Source organism: Brucella sp. IR068, assembly GCF_049065885.1.
GTDB classification, from domain to species: domain Bacteria; phylum Pseudomonadota; class Alphaproteobacteria; order Rhizobiales; family Rhizobiaceae; genus Brucella; species Brucella intermedia.
Window position 1 is genome coordinate 39,224 of the sequence record NZ_JBAKHE010000017.1, and the last position, 13,594, is coordinate 52,817.

Sequence of the window (13,594 nt, forward strand, 5' to 3'; positions counted from 1 at the left end):
AGCGGCGATGTGTAGCAAAAATTTCTGCAATCAATTCTGTGGTCCTGAAGGTGGAGCTTTATGTTCGTTGCGCGGCCACAAGGCGATGAACCAGAACAGCCCTGCGACAACGGCGCTGTGAGCTGCCATCGCTGCAAAGCCAAGAATGATCGGCGACGGGCGCCCGTGATATCCGCCATCAAACGCGACCATCACACAGCGCACGAATAACCCAAGTCCGGCACCGCCAAGGAGCACAGCCCTTAAGCTCAGCCACCCAAGATATCGGGCAACGAAGAATCCAGGTATTCCGAACATCAATGCGAGTGGATAGCTGAACATAATGATCGGGAAGCCGTGAAAGCCTCCCATGAGGATCATGTTCAGTACGCCCGATGCAAGAGGTGACAAAGCAAATCCCAGTATGATCCTTGCGGTACCTGTCACGCGCCCACCCCGAAGCATTCGTCCAGCAGCGATCTGAAAGCCAGCAGGACTGTGACGCAAACGATCAGCATCCCGCCACTGGGAATGAACGAAAAAGATGTAGCCTGTCTCAGAATGCCCATTCCTATACATACCAGGAATTGAACGCCGGCGACCGCAACTAGGATCGATCTGATTTCGCCGCACGCTATCTCAGGCTGGGTGATTGAAATGAGCCGGTGATAGCCGTAGACGAAAAGCGGGATGAGGATGGCGGACAATGCCAGAGCCCCCAGGTTCAGCAGCCAGGGCGTGTCGGAAAACAATTCCGGGGTGAAGATCAGCGGGACGATGAACAGATAGCCGGCAACGGTACTGGCGAGAAATGGTGGCCAGAGCAGAACCGTCAGCGAAAGTTTTGGCGCTGCTTCACCACCCTTTCCTGATAACAGTGCATTGGCGACAACGATCATCCAAACGGCCAGAAGGATGACAGGGGTGGCGATCAGCCAGTCCATGGCGGAAACCGCGCCAAAGCGCGTCAGTTCGATTGATGTGACGAGATCAAGCGGTAACGCGCCGAGAAGCGGGATCGCCAGAAGCAACCAGACGCCATTACCCAAATTGGGGAAGCGCGCGATGTCGTTTAGCCAGATCAGCACCGCGGTTGTGCCGACGAATGACACGATTCCGACACTCGTCGCTCCAGGAAATCCCTCCACGAGGTCCATGGCCGCCAGCGCGCTCATCATGCCGTATGCCTGGATGGCAGTAAAAAGGAGGACAATGGACTTGATGACTACGCTAATCCGAAAAGCATTTCCCGAAGAGGCAATCTGACAACGCGCCAAAGAGGGGAAAATCAGTTTCGCAATTTCCACATGGGCAAGCACAGTGAAGAGCGGCATGACCCCAAGCGCGAAGATTGAGAAACGCGCCAGCGCTCCGTTAGGAGAGTAAATCGCCTGCTCGGCCAGTACAGACGTATCGATACCAGGCAAGGGGATTTGCGAGGCGACAAGAACGACGATGACTGCTGCTGTGACCGGTACAACTGATTGCCATAACAAGGTCGCCGATCTATCTGGCGGTAGAGAATCAATACTCATACAGATTAGCTTACTCAATACTCGCCACATCTCAAAATTGGCCAGAATGTGCGAAAAGCCAGACGATCATTCTAGGTCGATATCTGCTTTGCCGAGCCATATGTGCTGGATTATTGTTAAACGTCATTAACATCGTTCGGCAGAAATTGGCGTTTGTTTTTTCCAGTTCCCCATCTTACTTTGGAGATCAGTCAATTTCGTCATGGATAGCGATTCAGGATATTGCAAGACCCTGCAATATCGGCCGCTTCACAATGAAGGATGGGACAATTGATGGAAGGAAATGAATGTCGAAACTATTGAGACCTTTCGTTTCTCTGGCAGTTTTTGGCGTTCTCGCTGTCACTCCAGTTTTAGCCCAGGAACAGCAGGAAAGCATCGTCTTATCCGTTTCACCGAAAATGGTACGGTGGGCCGACGTCTATAAAGTACGTCCGGAGCGAGCAGATGATCCTTATTATCATGTACGGGTCATTGAGAGGCAAAAAGGCTGGAAAGTCTGGCAGTTCAATGAGCTGGCCTTTCATATGGCCGTAACCCCGAAAGCGCTGCAGGCGAGCCGCATCGACAAGAAGGTGAAAATCTACAGTTATAAGGACGTGGAGATTCGTAGCGCGTATCATCGGTGGCTGGATGAGCCCGCAACACGGTCCGAAGTTCCCGTTTGCGATGTTGATATTCTAAGTTGCATTAAAAAACTACCACCGCAATAAACGAGGAGCCGTCCATGCAAGGTTTGATCTATGGCGCGGTTTTATCCGCATTGCTCTGCAGTTCGGCGACCGCCGAAGATACTGGCGGCGTTGCCTTTCAGAATAGACTGGCAGCATGCGTGACGGTCAAAGCCGCAGAAACTGAGACGATAACGAACCTCGTTTCGGTCAGAACCAGTTTTCAATTATACAAGCCAATTGGTGACTGCGGATGTTTCTCGGCGCGGGCAGCCTATATTAGCAGCGTCAATATAGGAGGCGCGCGAGAAGTATTGCAGCAAGGCGTTATCGTGATCAATAAGAATGCAACAAAGTCTCTTGTTCTTGCGAGCGAACCTGGACTGGCCGCCAATCGGGAAATCCAGATCCAGTTGACTTGCGCAAGTCCAACATAGGTCAAAGCTTTCGCCACTTACTTTCAATACTGCGCCGAAAAGGATCTGACGATGCTCAGAAAATTTGTTCTCCTGGCGATTTTTATAGCGACGACGTTTGGGGCTAGCGGGATGATTAACGGCTGGCCAAAAACTGCGATAGTGAGGTGCACCCCGAGTAGCCAAAGAAATTGTCACTAATTGACGCTGGATACGATCCCTGCAATTATTTGAATCGGATATTTTCAATTCACAGGTTGATCATATGATTCGGCTGGCTGAGGCTCCGAGTGCAAAGTTCGGTTTATAGGCTCAGGATTGTATAATGCTAAAGTGACGTGCCAGTTTCGAAAACAAATACAGAAAAATGACCAGAGGATTAAACCTCTGGCCATTATCCTACTGCTATACTCTCTATCGAGAGTTAATGGTCCAGAAATCCTGCCAATCCTGTAGCTTCGAATAGTCGCTTTCAGCAGTCTCGGAATGTGGAACATAGAGTTGGTCGATGACGTTAACGATGCCGGAAACTTCGCTTTCCGGAATCTTCGCTCCCTTGCTCGATGAGATCTTTCCGTCGGCCAGCTGCGGCGCCATGCCCTCTTCCGTCATCATGTAATGCACGAAGAGCTTCGATGCATTCGGGCTTTTCGTACCAGATGCGATAACGGCAACGCGTGGTGTCAGCTGTCCGGCCCAGGGCTTCATGCCCGCGCAAATGCCCATCGTGTAGCCATTCTTCTTGGCGTCACGGAAGATTGAGGTGCTGAGGAAGCCCATAAATGGCTTTTCCTGCCCCTTTGCACCGATGATCGGACCGACTTCCGTATCGCTGCGTGTAACGCTCGGACGGTTCTTGGCGAAGCGCTTGACCCATTCGGCAGTCGCGCTTGCTTCCTCGGTTTTCAGTGGCTCACCGAAGAACTCTTCATATGCCTTGCGCATGGCTTCATCATCATGCTCGGCAATCTGATTGAACCAGAACATGGTTTCGTTGCGCAGAAGCGGATCAGGAATAGCAATGCGGCCCTTCCATTCTTCCGTGGTCAACGCCCAGATATTGTCGATCGGGCACTTATCGCCATGAACATCAGAGTTATAAGCCCACACCCATGGATTGAGACTGGTAATGGCTGGGTTCTGATATTCCGCACCTGATCCTTGAGATCGACGGGAAGCCAGCTGAGACCTGCGCCCTGAACGATGATTTCCGACGTAACTGATGGTAGATTGCTCATGTTGAAGACGTCCGTGCGAACATTGTTCGCGGCCGCTTCACGCAGAATGACCTGCTCCTGGTTCTGGCCGTTCATCTTCACGCCTGTAGCCTTGACACCGTATTTTGCGGTGAAGGCTTCAGCCATGGTGACGATCTTGCCAGTGGCATCCACAACGGTAATGCCAGGCTCTTTCTTGGCCGCTTCAATCAGTGCGTCGAGCGAATAATCTGCATCCTTGATACCGATTTCAGCGACAGGCTCTGCGAAGGCAGCTGTGCTTGCCAGAAGTGCGGCACTCAATGAAAGGGCCGCATATTTGCGAAGGGTTGAACTCATTATTTCCTCCAAAGTTGATAGTTATTGTTTGAAAGCGAAAGCATCGACGCGCATTCGATACGCCTCTTTTCAGTCGCTGATGCGCTTGCCTTCTCTGTCGAACACATGGACGTGACTGCGTTCGACATGGAACCAGATTTCATCGCCAGCCTTCTGGGCTGGAGCATCTGCGACGATTGCAAAAAACTGCTCGCCATGAACTGACATTTCGACGATCCAGCTACCGCCGGTGGGCACGATATCGACCACTTTGGCCACACATCCCTGCTCAACAGGCGTATCGCTGAGTGGCACGGATTCCGGCCGGATACCGACGGAACCGACATTGCTTGCCGCAATGCTCTGCGCCTTGAGGTAATCGCGTGCCCATGTCGCCAACGCGCCGTTATTGCTGTCATTAAGCTCGATGATATTGATCGGCAGATTGCCGATGAATTCAGCCACAAAGCGATTGGCCGGCCGCTCGTAAATGTCGTCAGGCGTGCCGAGCTGTTGCAACTCGCCTTCGCTCATCACCGCAATCGTGGTTGCCAATGTCATGGCCTCCCACTGGTCGTGGGTTACGAATACGACCGTCGACCCCATCTCCTGATGAATACGCTTGAGTTCCGCACGCATTTCGAGACGCAGTTTCGCATCGAGATTGGAAAGTGGTTCATCGAGCAAAATAATATCGGGCTTAAGCGCCAGCATACGCGCAAGCGCTACGCGCTGCTGCTGACCGCCAGACATCTGCGCTGGCAAACGGTCGCGATAACGCTCAATGCCAAGCTTCTGCAGAACGTCATCGATAATACGCTGACGCTCAGCCTTGGCTACCTTATGCAACTTCAAGCCGAACTCGACATTCTGTTCGACCGTCATATGCGGCCAAAGGGCATAGTTCTGGAACACCAGCCCCATGCCACGCTTTTCTGGTGGTACATAAATGCCGTCATCCACCGATACGATCTTCTGACCATCAACGAGGATCTGACCTTCGGTTGGATATTCAAGACCCGCAATCATGCGGAGCGTCGTCGTCTTGCCGCAGCCCGAAGGTCCAAGCAGGCAGAGAAACTCCGACTTTGGAATTTCGAGTGAAAGCTTTTCAATTGCGGCGCGGGCGGCTTTGCCGTAGCTCTTTCTGACATCGCGAATAGTAATGCTCGACATTATTTGCCTCCCAATCCGTCAGACAATTTGCTGTTGGTGAGTTTTTGAACGATGACCGTGCCGCCAAAGGCGATGACGCAGATCATCAAAACGACTGCATTCGCGGCCTGGCTATAGCTGTAGTCGACGAGGCGCAATGCATAGGTGGTGAGAACATCCGTGCCCGGCACAGCCAGCACGACGACGAGGCTCAAGCCTTTGATGCCGGAGATAAACGGCAGCAGAATACCAGAAACCAGAGAGCCTTTCTGGATCGGCGCGACAATCGAAACCAGACGACGCCAGAAACCGGCACCCACGATCTGGGCCGCTTCTTCAGGCGCTTTGCCAAGCTGCATCATTGCAGAGATACCCGCGCGCGATGCGAATGGCATCTGATCGGCAAGGATCGCGAGAACCAGCAGGATCGGCGTTCCGTAAAGGGCGGGAAGCGGACCACGCTGCACTGCAAACATCGTGAGATAGGCCGCAGCAAAGGCAATGCCCGGAACCAGATAAGGCAGGAATGTCACCTGACGCAGGAACGTGCCAACAAGCGAAACAGGCGTGCGAGCCACGACATAGCCGACCAGAAGACCAAGCAGACCTGCACCCAAAGCAGCCGAGCCGACGATCCACAACGTGTTCCAGGTCGCTTTCCAGAACTCGCCTGTCAAGAGGATGCCATTGCTCATCGCGGTGGTGTTAAGATCGGTGCCGATCCAGAAATCCAGCGTGAAATTATCCAGCGTGAAAACGCCCGGCACACGCATAACCGTCGTCAGCAAAAGCGCCATCAACGGAATGAACGCGCTGACAACGAACATGAGTGCGGCGAAGCTGAATGCAGGTACACGGAAGCGCCCAAGGTCTGTCTCACGGTTCATCGAGCCCTTATTGCCAATAGTGACGAAACGGCGCGCTTCCTTGAGCAGATACATATCGAGGAAGATTGAAATGCTACCAAGCACGACAATGGTTGCCGCAAGAACGGCACTCATGCCAGCCTGACTGGTTGAAATTGCACGGAAAAGAGACGTCGCCAGAACGTCAAAACCAACCGGCACGCCAAGAATATAGGCAACACCAAAGTCGCCGAGGCATTTGGCGAAGATCAGCGTTGAAGCCGACACAAGCGAGGGCAGCATCAATGGAAGAATGATGCGGCGCGCAATCAGCAATTTGCCTGCGCCCATGACACGGGCTGAATCTTCAAGCGTGGAATCAAACTGCCGCAACGCATTGCCGAAAAGCAGGATCACGAATGGCGTATAGTGCATGGCCAGGATGATCGTGATTGGCAACATGCCGTAAGCAAGCCAATCAGGTGGCGAGAAGCCCAAAGCTTCCATCCAGCTTGGCTGACCACCGGTGGTGCGGTTTTTAAACAGGGTCAGCCAAGCCAGTGCGAAGGTCCACGAAGGCAGCATGTAAGGAACGATCAATGCTGTCGAGAACCACTTCTTGCCCGGCAAATTTGTGCGACTCAAAAGCCATGCGAGTGGAATGCCTGTGACAAGCGCAAAGGCAATCGAACCAAGTGCGATGATTGCTGTGTTCCAAAGCGGACGCCAGAACACATCGGTCGAAATCGCCGAGAAGAACGCACGGTTGAGATAATAAAAGGTCAATTCACCAATCTGCTGGCCCGAGCGTGCCCGATCAGCAAATTGGACAATCACTGCATCTGACAAAAGCAGCACGATTGGCGCTGCAATCAGATAGGCAAAAACGATTGCCAGCATAACCCCGATCAGTGTCGTGGGGTCTGCATTATAGACCTTATATTTGTAGGGTAGTTGCTTGTAAAAACTCATTATTTTATCCACTTTGAGCCGAAGAGACTCCGACCGAAACCCAATCGGGTTGCAGTTAACTGTGTTCTGGCTTGCTGCGGGAGCTGGCACTCAGAGAAATGCCATGCGAATTGATCGCTTGCTGCGAAGCGAATTATGGAGGCGGTGCGCCAGCCTTCTCGCTCACCTCACGCACCACGGACCACGCGGCTGCATAATCTATGGGAATGAAGTGATCGTCGCCCTGAAACTCGGCTCTCATTTCAGGCGTGAATGTGAAATTGAAGAAGCAGCGCTTCATCTCCGCCACGAGCGACGGCGCAAGATTGTGAGCATAAGCAAATGAAGAGGTCGGAAACAGATCGCTCTGATAGATCAGACGAACGGCATCACGCTTCACAAGCCCCCGCTCGATCATGCGTTCAAGTACATCGGAGGCAACAGCCGCCATATCGTAATCACCGGCGACAACACCGAGGATCGATTTATCGTGTCCGCCCGACATGATAGGCGCATAGTCCTGCCCCGGCGTGAGACCTTCTTTTGGAAAGAGAGCGCGTGGCGCGACATTGCCAGAATTTGAGAACAATGATGCATGGGCGACGCGATGCCCTTTAAGATCACCCAATTTTTCATAGGGCGAGCCCGCGCGCACGACCGCGACCAGCCTATAGCCGCGCATCTGATCGCCAGTGCCTTTGGCGGCAAAAGGAACCGCACCTGCACGATTGACCGCCTCAATTGTCGGCCCTGTAGAGAAGCCCGCAAAATGCAGGCGTCCTGAACGCATCGCCTCAACTTCATCAGCACTGGACTGAATCGGATAATAAACGATCTGCCGTCCAAGGCAGGCTTCAAGATGCTGGGTGAACGGCTTAAAGAGCCGAGCATAAACCGCCGGGTCTTCGATGGGCGAATAAGCCCATACGAGTGTTTGCGGATCACGCCATTGGGAAGCGTCTTTGGGAGTATCTGCGACAAGGTCGCGGTTCTCGTCGCAATAACGCTCATCCAGCGCACCGCGATAAGCGCAAGCAGCATCAGCAGCATTCGCATAAGCGATGCACAGCTGAAGCCCAAACAAGGTCATGCCGATACGACATGCCAACCCGCGCCAGAACATTTTTTCCTCCCTGGACACTTGCTATGATACAAGTGCCGCAGCCTCATCCAGTATTTTCTCAGATACTAGCAATTCTAACTGTCAGAATCCTGTCGTCCCGAAAACCTTGAATAGAATCGTCGAACACAACATGCGTATCCTTCTTGTAGAAGACACAATCGATATTGCGTTTGCTATTGCTTCAAAGCTTGAAAAGGAAGGCCACTCTGTCACGACTGCCTATGATGGTGTGCAGGGGGAAGATCTGGCTGTGAATGGCTCCTTTGATCTGATCGTACTCGACATCAACCTTCCGGGACGTGACGGTTTTGCCATCCTGCGCAGTATGCGAGAACAATCCTTGTCATGCCCGGTATTGGTGATCACCGCTCGCAATCGATTGCCGACAAGATCGATCTTCTCGAGCTTGGCGCTGATGATTATCTGGTAAAGCCCTTCGATCTCAGGGAGCTTTTTGCCCGTATCAGAGCCGTCGCAAGACGGCATATGGGCGTGGCACAGCCGGTTTTGCGGATCGGCGAATTATCGATCAACCTAACACAAAGATCAGTGATGCAGGGTGACGGGCCACTGGATTTCGGGCGGCGGGAATTCGACGTTCTGGAAATGCTTGCCACCCGTTTCAATGTCACGGTTCCAAAAGATATGCTGGTTCTGAAACTGTTTGGCCATGAAGATACCGGCACACCCAATGCTATCGAACTGCTGGTTTCACGCGTGCGGAAGAAGCTCGAGCACAGCACAGTTGAGATTGTTACACAACGCGGCGTGGGTTATTTGCTCCGGCTTAAAGCGCCGCAGCTCTGATGGTCAAAGGAGCCGCAAACAGGGAATATTCGATCCAGCGCCGCATTTTGGTGGGCAGTGGATTAACGCTGCTTGCCGTCACCGTTCTGCTCTTCTTTCTTGGTCGCTGGTATGCGCATCGTGCAGCCGATGAAGCATTCGACCGTGTTCTTGGAGCGGCGGCCCTATCGATCGCAGACACGATAACTCTGCAGGATGGTGCGCTCAGCGTCGATCTTCCACACTCGGCCTTTTCCATTCTGGGCACTTCGCGCCTCAATCGCATTTTCTATCGTATCGTAGCACCCGATGGCAGCCTCCTGACCGGTTCGCCTATTCTCGGGCTCGAAATTCCGCATGGCAACAATAGCCGCATTCGCCTCAGCGACAGTGTTTATCGCGGTGAAAAAGTACGAATTGCTGCAGTCGCACGCTATCACAGCGACGCAAGAGGCGGCGGCTGGGTCGATGTTCTGGTGGGTGAAACGCGCGAAGCGCGGAGGCAGCTAACCTTGCAACTAAGCCTCAACACTCTCTTGCCTGCGCTTGGAGTGGCTTTGCTCGCACTGGTCCTTATCTGGCTCGCAATCCGGTTTGCATTCAGACCGCTGCGAACGGTTGAGTTTGATCTGCGCCAGCGCTCCTCATCCGACCTTAACCCGGTTGCCGGTCCTATTCCCAAGGAAGTCAGCGCACTTGTCACAGCGCTCAATGATTTCATGGGGCGGCTGAACGATGTGCTTGCCGGATTAAAGCTGGTCACAGCCGATGCAGCACATCAGATGCGCACGCCACTTACCGCCTTGCGTGCCCTGACCGAACTGTCATTCGAAGAAACTGATCCAGACCGGCAAAAGGAAATCCTTGCCCGTGTCCATACCAACTCCATAAGCGCAAGTCTTCTCGCAAATCAGCTTTTATCTGAGGCGACGACGCTGCACAGTATTCAATCGCGAAGGCTCGAAACGCTCGATCTACGGCAGGTTACACAGGAAGCAGTCCGAAGACTGCGCGCTGAAGGCAGTTATTTCGATCTGCAACAAACCATCAGCTTTGATATGCCCGATGAGCCGCTCTATATGAGTGGCGAAGCCATCAGCCTCAGAGAAATGATCCGCAATATCGTCGAAAACGCACTTATTCATGCGCCCGGCCCTGTTACTATCAGCCTTAGCCAGAATGGAGCTACGATCACCCTTGGTGTTCATGACAGAGGCGCAGGGCTTGCGACCGACATGAAAGACCGTGTCTTCGAACGCTTCGTCCGAGCAAATCAATCAAAGCCCGGTTCCGGCCTTGGTTTGTCGATAGCAAAAATGGTTGCGGAAGCGTTGGGCGGCCAGATTAAACTGCGCGACCGCGAAGGTGGTGGAACAAGCGTGCTGGTGACATTGCCCGCAACGACACCGGAGCCGCGCGCATGAAATGCATTATCCTGCAATTCTGTGCCGTTCTGATATTGATTGTTCCTTCATGGCATAACACGCATGCGCAAAATGACCCGGTCTCAAAACCCGAATTTCAGATTGTCGGCGACATCGCACCCGGAACCATAGCCCCCGTACAGGCTGGTCTTGCCCGTCAATTGCTCGGTGTGAACATTGCTTATCGGCAGATCAGACCGGGTGAATGGACTTCGCGGCTTCTTGCTGGCGCTAAAGAAGCGAGCACCGCCGATCTCGTTATCCTTTCGACGCCCGATCTTGCGGTACTCATCGCCAATGAAGGTGGCGCGCAACCAAAAAATGGAATTGTTCGCAATGCAGGTTTAGCACCACAAGCTCATTGGCGTAGCGAATTGTTCAGCATCGGTTTCGATCCAGCGGTGAGCGTTGTCAGACGTCGCGCGCTCGACAATGAACTGCCAACGACACGCATTGAACTTGCACGATTGTTAGAGCAAAACGCACCGCGTTTTCAACGGCGCGTCGGCGTCGTCAATATCGGCATTGATAATGTCAGCTATACGCTGGCGGCTCAGGATTCGATCCGCTCTCCATTATTCTGGCGTATTGTCCGCGCCTTCGGCGCATCGCAAGCGCGTATTTTCGACACGAGTGAAGAGCTATTACAGGCATTGTCGGCTGGCAGCATCGATCTTGCCTATAACGTGTCGTTGTCAGACGTGAGCAAATGGCAATATGACGCACGGGATTTTACAGTGATCATACCACAGGATTACGTCGTCGCTCTACCCTGGACCGCGCTCATCCCAGACCGAAGTAGACACGCAAACATTGCCGAACAGGCAATCACATATCTTCTGTCTTCTAACGGTCAGGCGATCCTTCAACAAACTGGTCTTGTATCGGAAACGAGCCCTTCGGATGTAGCATCGCTGCAACCTGTCGAGCTTGGGCCGGAGCTTCTGGTTTATCTGGATGGATTAAAACGAAGCCGCTTTCTCGACACTTGGTTTCAACTCACTGTTCATGAGTAACAACACCAGTCAACAAATCCTGACAATGACTTATCCGGGTTAGGAGTATTACTCCTTCGTCTTTCGAATGGATAGCAAGAACACCGTCACCCTCTTGCCATCGGGACGAAAATCGAGGGTGTTGGGGGCCTCCAAACCTCCATACTGGCTTGTCAGCTCGTACAATCTGAATCCCACTGAAAATTCAGAAAGTTGGACAGATTAATTGGTTGGCACTCCGTCTTTGATCTAAAGACACAGGTAAGATGCTCTGGTCCGACCAAAGGCGAACCGCTTAATTTCCAGGTTGCCAGTCAAAAATGCAGCTGTCGCCGGAGTGCCTCTCCGACGAACATAAATTAATCTCGATTTCGCTAAATTACCATTATCTTGATCCAGGAAACAACAAATCGAGAAATCTTGCGGCAGTCGGTTGGGGCTCATGATTAGCAAGCCCCGGACGCTCATTGGCTTCAACGAAGATATAATCCGGGTTTTTGGGTTGCTTGACCATGAAATCGATCCCGACAACGGGAATACCGATTGCCCGGGCAGCCTTACAGGCAGCATCAACAAGGTCTCTATGAACAGTAGCTGTAACGTCGTGGATCGTACCGCCTGTATGAAGATTGGCCGCCTTGCGGACCGTAATTTCGCGATGATCCTCCAAAACAGAATCGAGCGACAGACCTTGTTCCTCCAGGCATCTTTTCGTTTCAGCATCTACAGGAATACGGCTTTCTCCGCCTGTCGCCGCAGCGCGTCTGCGGGATTGTATCTCGATAAGCTTGCGGATTGTTGCTTTGCCATCGCCGACCACCCGTGGCGGGCGGCGAACCGCAGCTGCAACGAGCTGGTAGTCTATTATCACCAGCCGAAGGTCCTCGCCTTCAAAACACGCCTCCAGCAGCACACGGTCGCACACGGTTCGCGCCTGTTTGATCGCCGTTCGCAGGTCTTTCATGGTCGAAATCCCGACGGAAATGCCTCTTCCCTGTTCGCCCCGGGCTGGTTTCACCACCAGCTTGCCGTGATGCTTTAGAAAATCTTCCAGCGCACCGTCATTCGCTTCGGCGGCAATCTGCTCCGGCACTGTCAAACCCGCCTTCTCGACGACACGCCGCGTCACGGCCTTGTCGTCACAGATCGACATTGCGACACCAGATGTCATTTCAGATAGGCTCTCACGACAATGAACCGAGCGTCCGCCATAGGAGAGACGGAAAAAGCCACCATCGGCATCGGTCACTTCAACCTGAACACCACGGCGCACCGCTTCATCAATAATGATGCGGGCATAGGGATTGAGCGCGTCAAAGGATTCCAGATGTGAGGCGAAGAACTTCTCATTTATTGCGTTCTTGCGCTTGATCGCGAAGAGCGGAACACGGCGAAACCTCAGCTTTTCATAGAGCCTTATAGCATTCTCATTGTCGTGCAGAACCGATAGATCGATATGGCTCAAACCACGAGCCTGAAAATGCTCGGCAAGTTTACGCACCAGTTTTTCGCCAATACCGGGCTGTCGTGCTTGCGGATGGACCGCAAGACACCAGAGCGAAGCACTGCGATCAGGATCGTCGAAAAGACGCTGATGATCGATACCCGTCACAGTGCCAACAATTTCGCCGGTAGCATCGTCCTGAGCCACAAAATAGGTAACAGCACGGTTGTCTCGCTCCGATGAGAAAAAGTCGGGACGCAGTTGAACCATGCCACAGGTCGCATAGACGGCGTTGATGCCTTCCGCGTCCACTTCGGAGACTGCACGACGGATGGTTATGCCGCGTGTCCGCCGCCCGCCCGGGCGATAGGTAGCAAGTTCAATCCGATACGTATGCGACGGATCGAGAAATATCTCGTGTGGTGCGAGCGACAGCAGCACATGAGGATCGCTGACGTAAAAGACGATATCGCGGCTTGCTGGTGCTTCCGCCCGCAAAGCTTCCACAATGGCCTCATTGGTTTCGAAGGTCTGCGCGAAGAGCAGCCGACCCCAGCCACAATCGACAAACACATCCTGCTTGCGATCTCCGCTTCCCGTCTTGTCGTGGCCATGCGCATGTTCCTGATAAAAGCCAGCGCTTTCAGGCGTACGCAAGCGCGTTAGACGGTGCGAAAAGGCTTTGCGACCTTTCGCTTTCTGCCGGGTCATATCCACCTCACCGGTTTTCCGCAT

14 protein-coding genes are annotated in these 13,594 nt (G+C 53.0%); 6 read left to right on the forward strand and 8 right to left on the reverse strand.

Annotated elements, in window-relative coordinates; all coding sequences use genetic code 11:
* Positions 1 to 30: 30 nt before the first annotated feature.
* Positions 31 to 426, reverse strand: a complete 396-nt coding sequence (locus tag ACOWVS_RS20840; RefSeq protein WP_128006246.1) for a hypothetical protein — start codon at positions 424 to 426, stop codon at positions 31 to 33.
* Complete coding sequence (locus tag ACOWVS_RS20845; RefSeq protein ID WP_157796378.1) at positions 423 to 1,514, reverse strand: preprotein translocase subunit SecY; 1,092 nt, start codon at positions 1,512 to 1,514, stop codon at positions 423 to 425. Before ACOWVS_RS20845 ends, ACOWVS_RS20840 begins: the two co-directional genes overlap by 4 nt.
* A gap of 287 nt (positions 1,515 to 1,801) precedes the next feature.
* Between ACOWVS_RS20845 and ACOWVS_RS20850 the strand changes: the two genes are divergently transcribed.
* Both ACOWVS_RS20850 and ACOWVS_RS20855 read left to right on the forward strand, forming a co-directional pair.
* On the forward strand, positions 1,802 to 2,227 hold the full coding sequence (locus tag ACOWVS_RS20850) for a DUF5086 domain-containing protein (protein ID WP_006469915.1): 426 nt from the start codon (positions 1,802 to 1,804) through the stop codon (positions 2,225 to 2,227).
* A gap of 14 nt (positions 2,228 to 2,241) precedes the next feature.
* Complete coding sequence (locus ACOWVS_RS20855; protein WP_006469914.1) at positions 2,242 to 2,622, forward strand: DUF2195 family protein; 381 nt, start codon at positions 2,242 to 2,244, stop codon at positions 2,620 to 2,622.
* A 393-nt stretch (positions 2,623 to 3,015) separates the two neighbouring features.
* Here ACOWVS_RS20855 and ACOWVS_RS20860 read toward each other — a convergent pair whose 3' ends face one another.
* The 5 genes from ACOWVS_RS20860 to phnD all read right to left on the reverse strand — a co-directional run bounded on the left by ACOWVS_RS20860 (position 3,016) and on the right by phnD (position 8,210).
* Positions 3,016 to 3,711 carry an extracellular solute-binding protein gene (locus ACOWVS_RS20860; RefSeq protein WP_420973137.1) on the reverse strand — a complete coding sequence of 232 codons (696 nt, stop codon included), beginning with the start codon at positions 3,709 to 3,711 and terminating at the stop codon, positions 3,016 to 3,018.
* Entirely contained in the window at positions 3,648 to 4,157 is a 510-nt protein-coding gene (locus tag ACOWVS_RS20865) for a hypothetical protein (RefSeq protein WP_247644442.1), read from the reverse strand. Before ACOWVS_RS20865 ends, ACOWVS_RS20860 begins: the two co-directional genes overlap by 64 nt.
* Before the next feature lie 69 nt (positions 4,158 to 4,226).
* A complete protein-coding gene (locus ACOWVS_RS20870) occupies positions 4,227 to 5,312 on the reverse strand; it encodes an ABC transporter ATP-binding protein (RefSeq protein ID WP_006469912.1) in 1,086 nt (361 codons plus the stop codon).
* Positions 5,312 to 7,108, reverse strand: a complete 1,797-nt coding sequence (locus tag ACOWVS_RS20875; protein WP_063883012.1) for an ABC transporter permease — start codon at positions 7,106 to 7,108, stop codon at positions 5,312 to 5,314. Before ACOWVS_RS20875 ends, ACOWVS_RS20870 begins: the two co-directional genes overlap by 1 nt.
* A 133-nt stretch (positions 7,109 to 7,241) precedes the next feature.
* Positions 7,242 to 8,210 (reverse strand): phosphate/phosphite/phosphonate ABC transporter substrate-binding protein, encoded by a 969-nt coding sequence (gene phnD, locus ACOWVS_RS20880; RefSeq protein ID WP_006471502.1) that lies wholly within the window; start codon positions 8,208 to 8,210, stop codon positions 7,242 to 7,244.
* 130 nt (positions 8,211 to 8,340) lie between these two features.
* Between phnD and ACOWVS_RS20885 the strand changes: the two genes are divergently transcribed.
* Genes ACOWVS_RS20885 through ACOWVS_RS20900 form a run of 4 tightly spaced genes read left to right on the forward strand, consistent with a single transcriptional unit; the run spans position 8,341 to position 11,436 of the window.
* A complete protein-coding gene (locus ACOWVS_RS20885) occupies positions 8,341 to 8,640 on the forward strand; it encodes a response regulator (protein WP_247644443.1) in 300 nt (99 codons plus the stop codon).
* Positions 8,556 to 9,017, forward strand: a complete 462-nt coding sequence (locus ACOWVS_RS20890) for a response regulator transcription factor (protein ID WP_247644444.1) — start codon at positions 8,556 to 8,558, stop codon at positions 9,015 to 9,017. Before ACOWVS_RS20885 ends, ACOWVS_RS20890 begins: the two co-directional genes overlap by 85 nt.
* On the forward strand, positions 9,017 to 10,420 hold the full coding sequence (locus tag ACOWVS_RS20895; protein WP_006469907.1) for a HAMP domain-containing histidine kinase: 1,404 nt from the start codon (positions 9,017 to 9,019) through the stop codon (positions 10,418 to 10,420). The genes ACOWVS_RS20890 and ACOWVS_RS20895 overlap by 1 nt, the downstream gene beginning before the upstream one ends.
* Entirely contained in the window at positions 10,417 to 11,436 is a 1,020-nt protein-coding gene (locus ACOWVS_RS20900) for an ABC transporter substrate-binding protein (protein WP_075042220.1), read from the forward strand. The genes ACOWVS_RS20895 and ACOWVS_RS20900 overlap by 4 nt, the downstream gene beginning before the upstream one ends.
* Positions 11,437 to 11,800: 364 nt before the next feature.
* Here the strand turns inward: ACOWVS_RS20900 and ngg are convergent, their stop codons facing one another.
* On the reverse strand, positions 11,801 to 13,594 hold the full coding sequence (gene ngg / locus ACOWVS_RS20905; RefSeq protein WP_075042221.1) for an N-acetylglutaminylglutamine synthetase: 1,794 nt from the start codon (positions 13,592 to 13,594) through the stop codon (positions 11,801 to 11,803).

What these genes read in the sequence shown, in the direction of transcription:
- ACOWVS_RS20875 (WP_063883012.1), bottom strand. Translation starts at nt 7,108, where the DNA reads ATGAGTTTTTACAAGCAACTACCCTACAAATATAAGGTCTATAATGCA.
- ACOWVS_RS20900 (WP_075042220.1), top strand. Translation starts at nt 10,417, where the DNA reads ATGAAATGCATTATCCTGCAATTCTGTGCCGTTCTGATATTGATTGTT.
- ACOWVS_RS20885 (WP_247644443.1), top strand. Translation starts at nt 8,341, where the DNA reads ATGCGTATCCTTCTTGTAGAAGACACAATCGATATTGCGTTTGCTATT.
- ACOWVS_RS20845 (WP_157796378.1), bottom strand. Translation starts at nt 1,514, where the DNA reads ATGAGTATTGATTCTCTACCGCCAGATAGATCGGCGACCTTGTTATGG.
- ACOWVS_RS20850 (WP_006469915.1), top strand. Translation starts at nt 1,802, where the DNA reads ATGTCGAAACTATTGAGACCTTTCGTTTCTCTGGCAGTTTTTGGCGTT.
- ACOWVS_RS20895 (WP_006469907.1), top strand. Translation starts at nt 9,017, where the DNA reads ATGGTCAAAGGAGCCGCAAACAGGGAATATTCGATCCAGCGCCGCATT.
- phnD (WP_006471502.1), bottom strand. Translation starts at nt 8,210, where the DNA reads ATGTTCTGGCGCGGGTTGGCATGTCGTATCGGCATGACCTTGTTTGGG.
- ngg (WP_075042221.1), bottom strand. Translation starts at nt 13,594, where the DNA reads ATGCGGAAAACCGGTGAGGTGGATATGACCCGGCAGAAAGCGAAAGGT.
- ACOWVS_RS20855 (WP_006469914.1), top strand. Translation starts at nt 2,242, where the DNA reads ATGCAAGGTTTGATCTATGGCGCGGTTTTATCCGCATTGCTCTGCAGT.
- ACOWVS_RS20865 (WP_247644442.1), bottom strand. Translation starts at nt 4,157, where the DNA reads ATGAGTTCAACCCTTCGCAAATATGCGGCCCTTTCATTGAGTGCCGCA.
- ACOWVS_RS20890 (WP_247644444.1), top strand. Translation starts at nt 8,556, where the DNA reads ATGCCCGGTATTGGTGATCACCGCTCGCAATCGATTGCCGACAAGATC.
- ACOWVS_RS20870 (WP_006469912.1), bottom strand. Translation starts at nt 5,312, where the DNA reads ATGTCGAGCATTACTATTCGCGATGTCAGAAAGAGCTACGGCAAAGCC.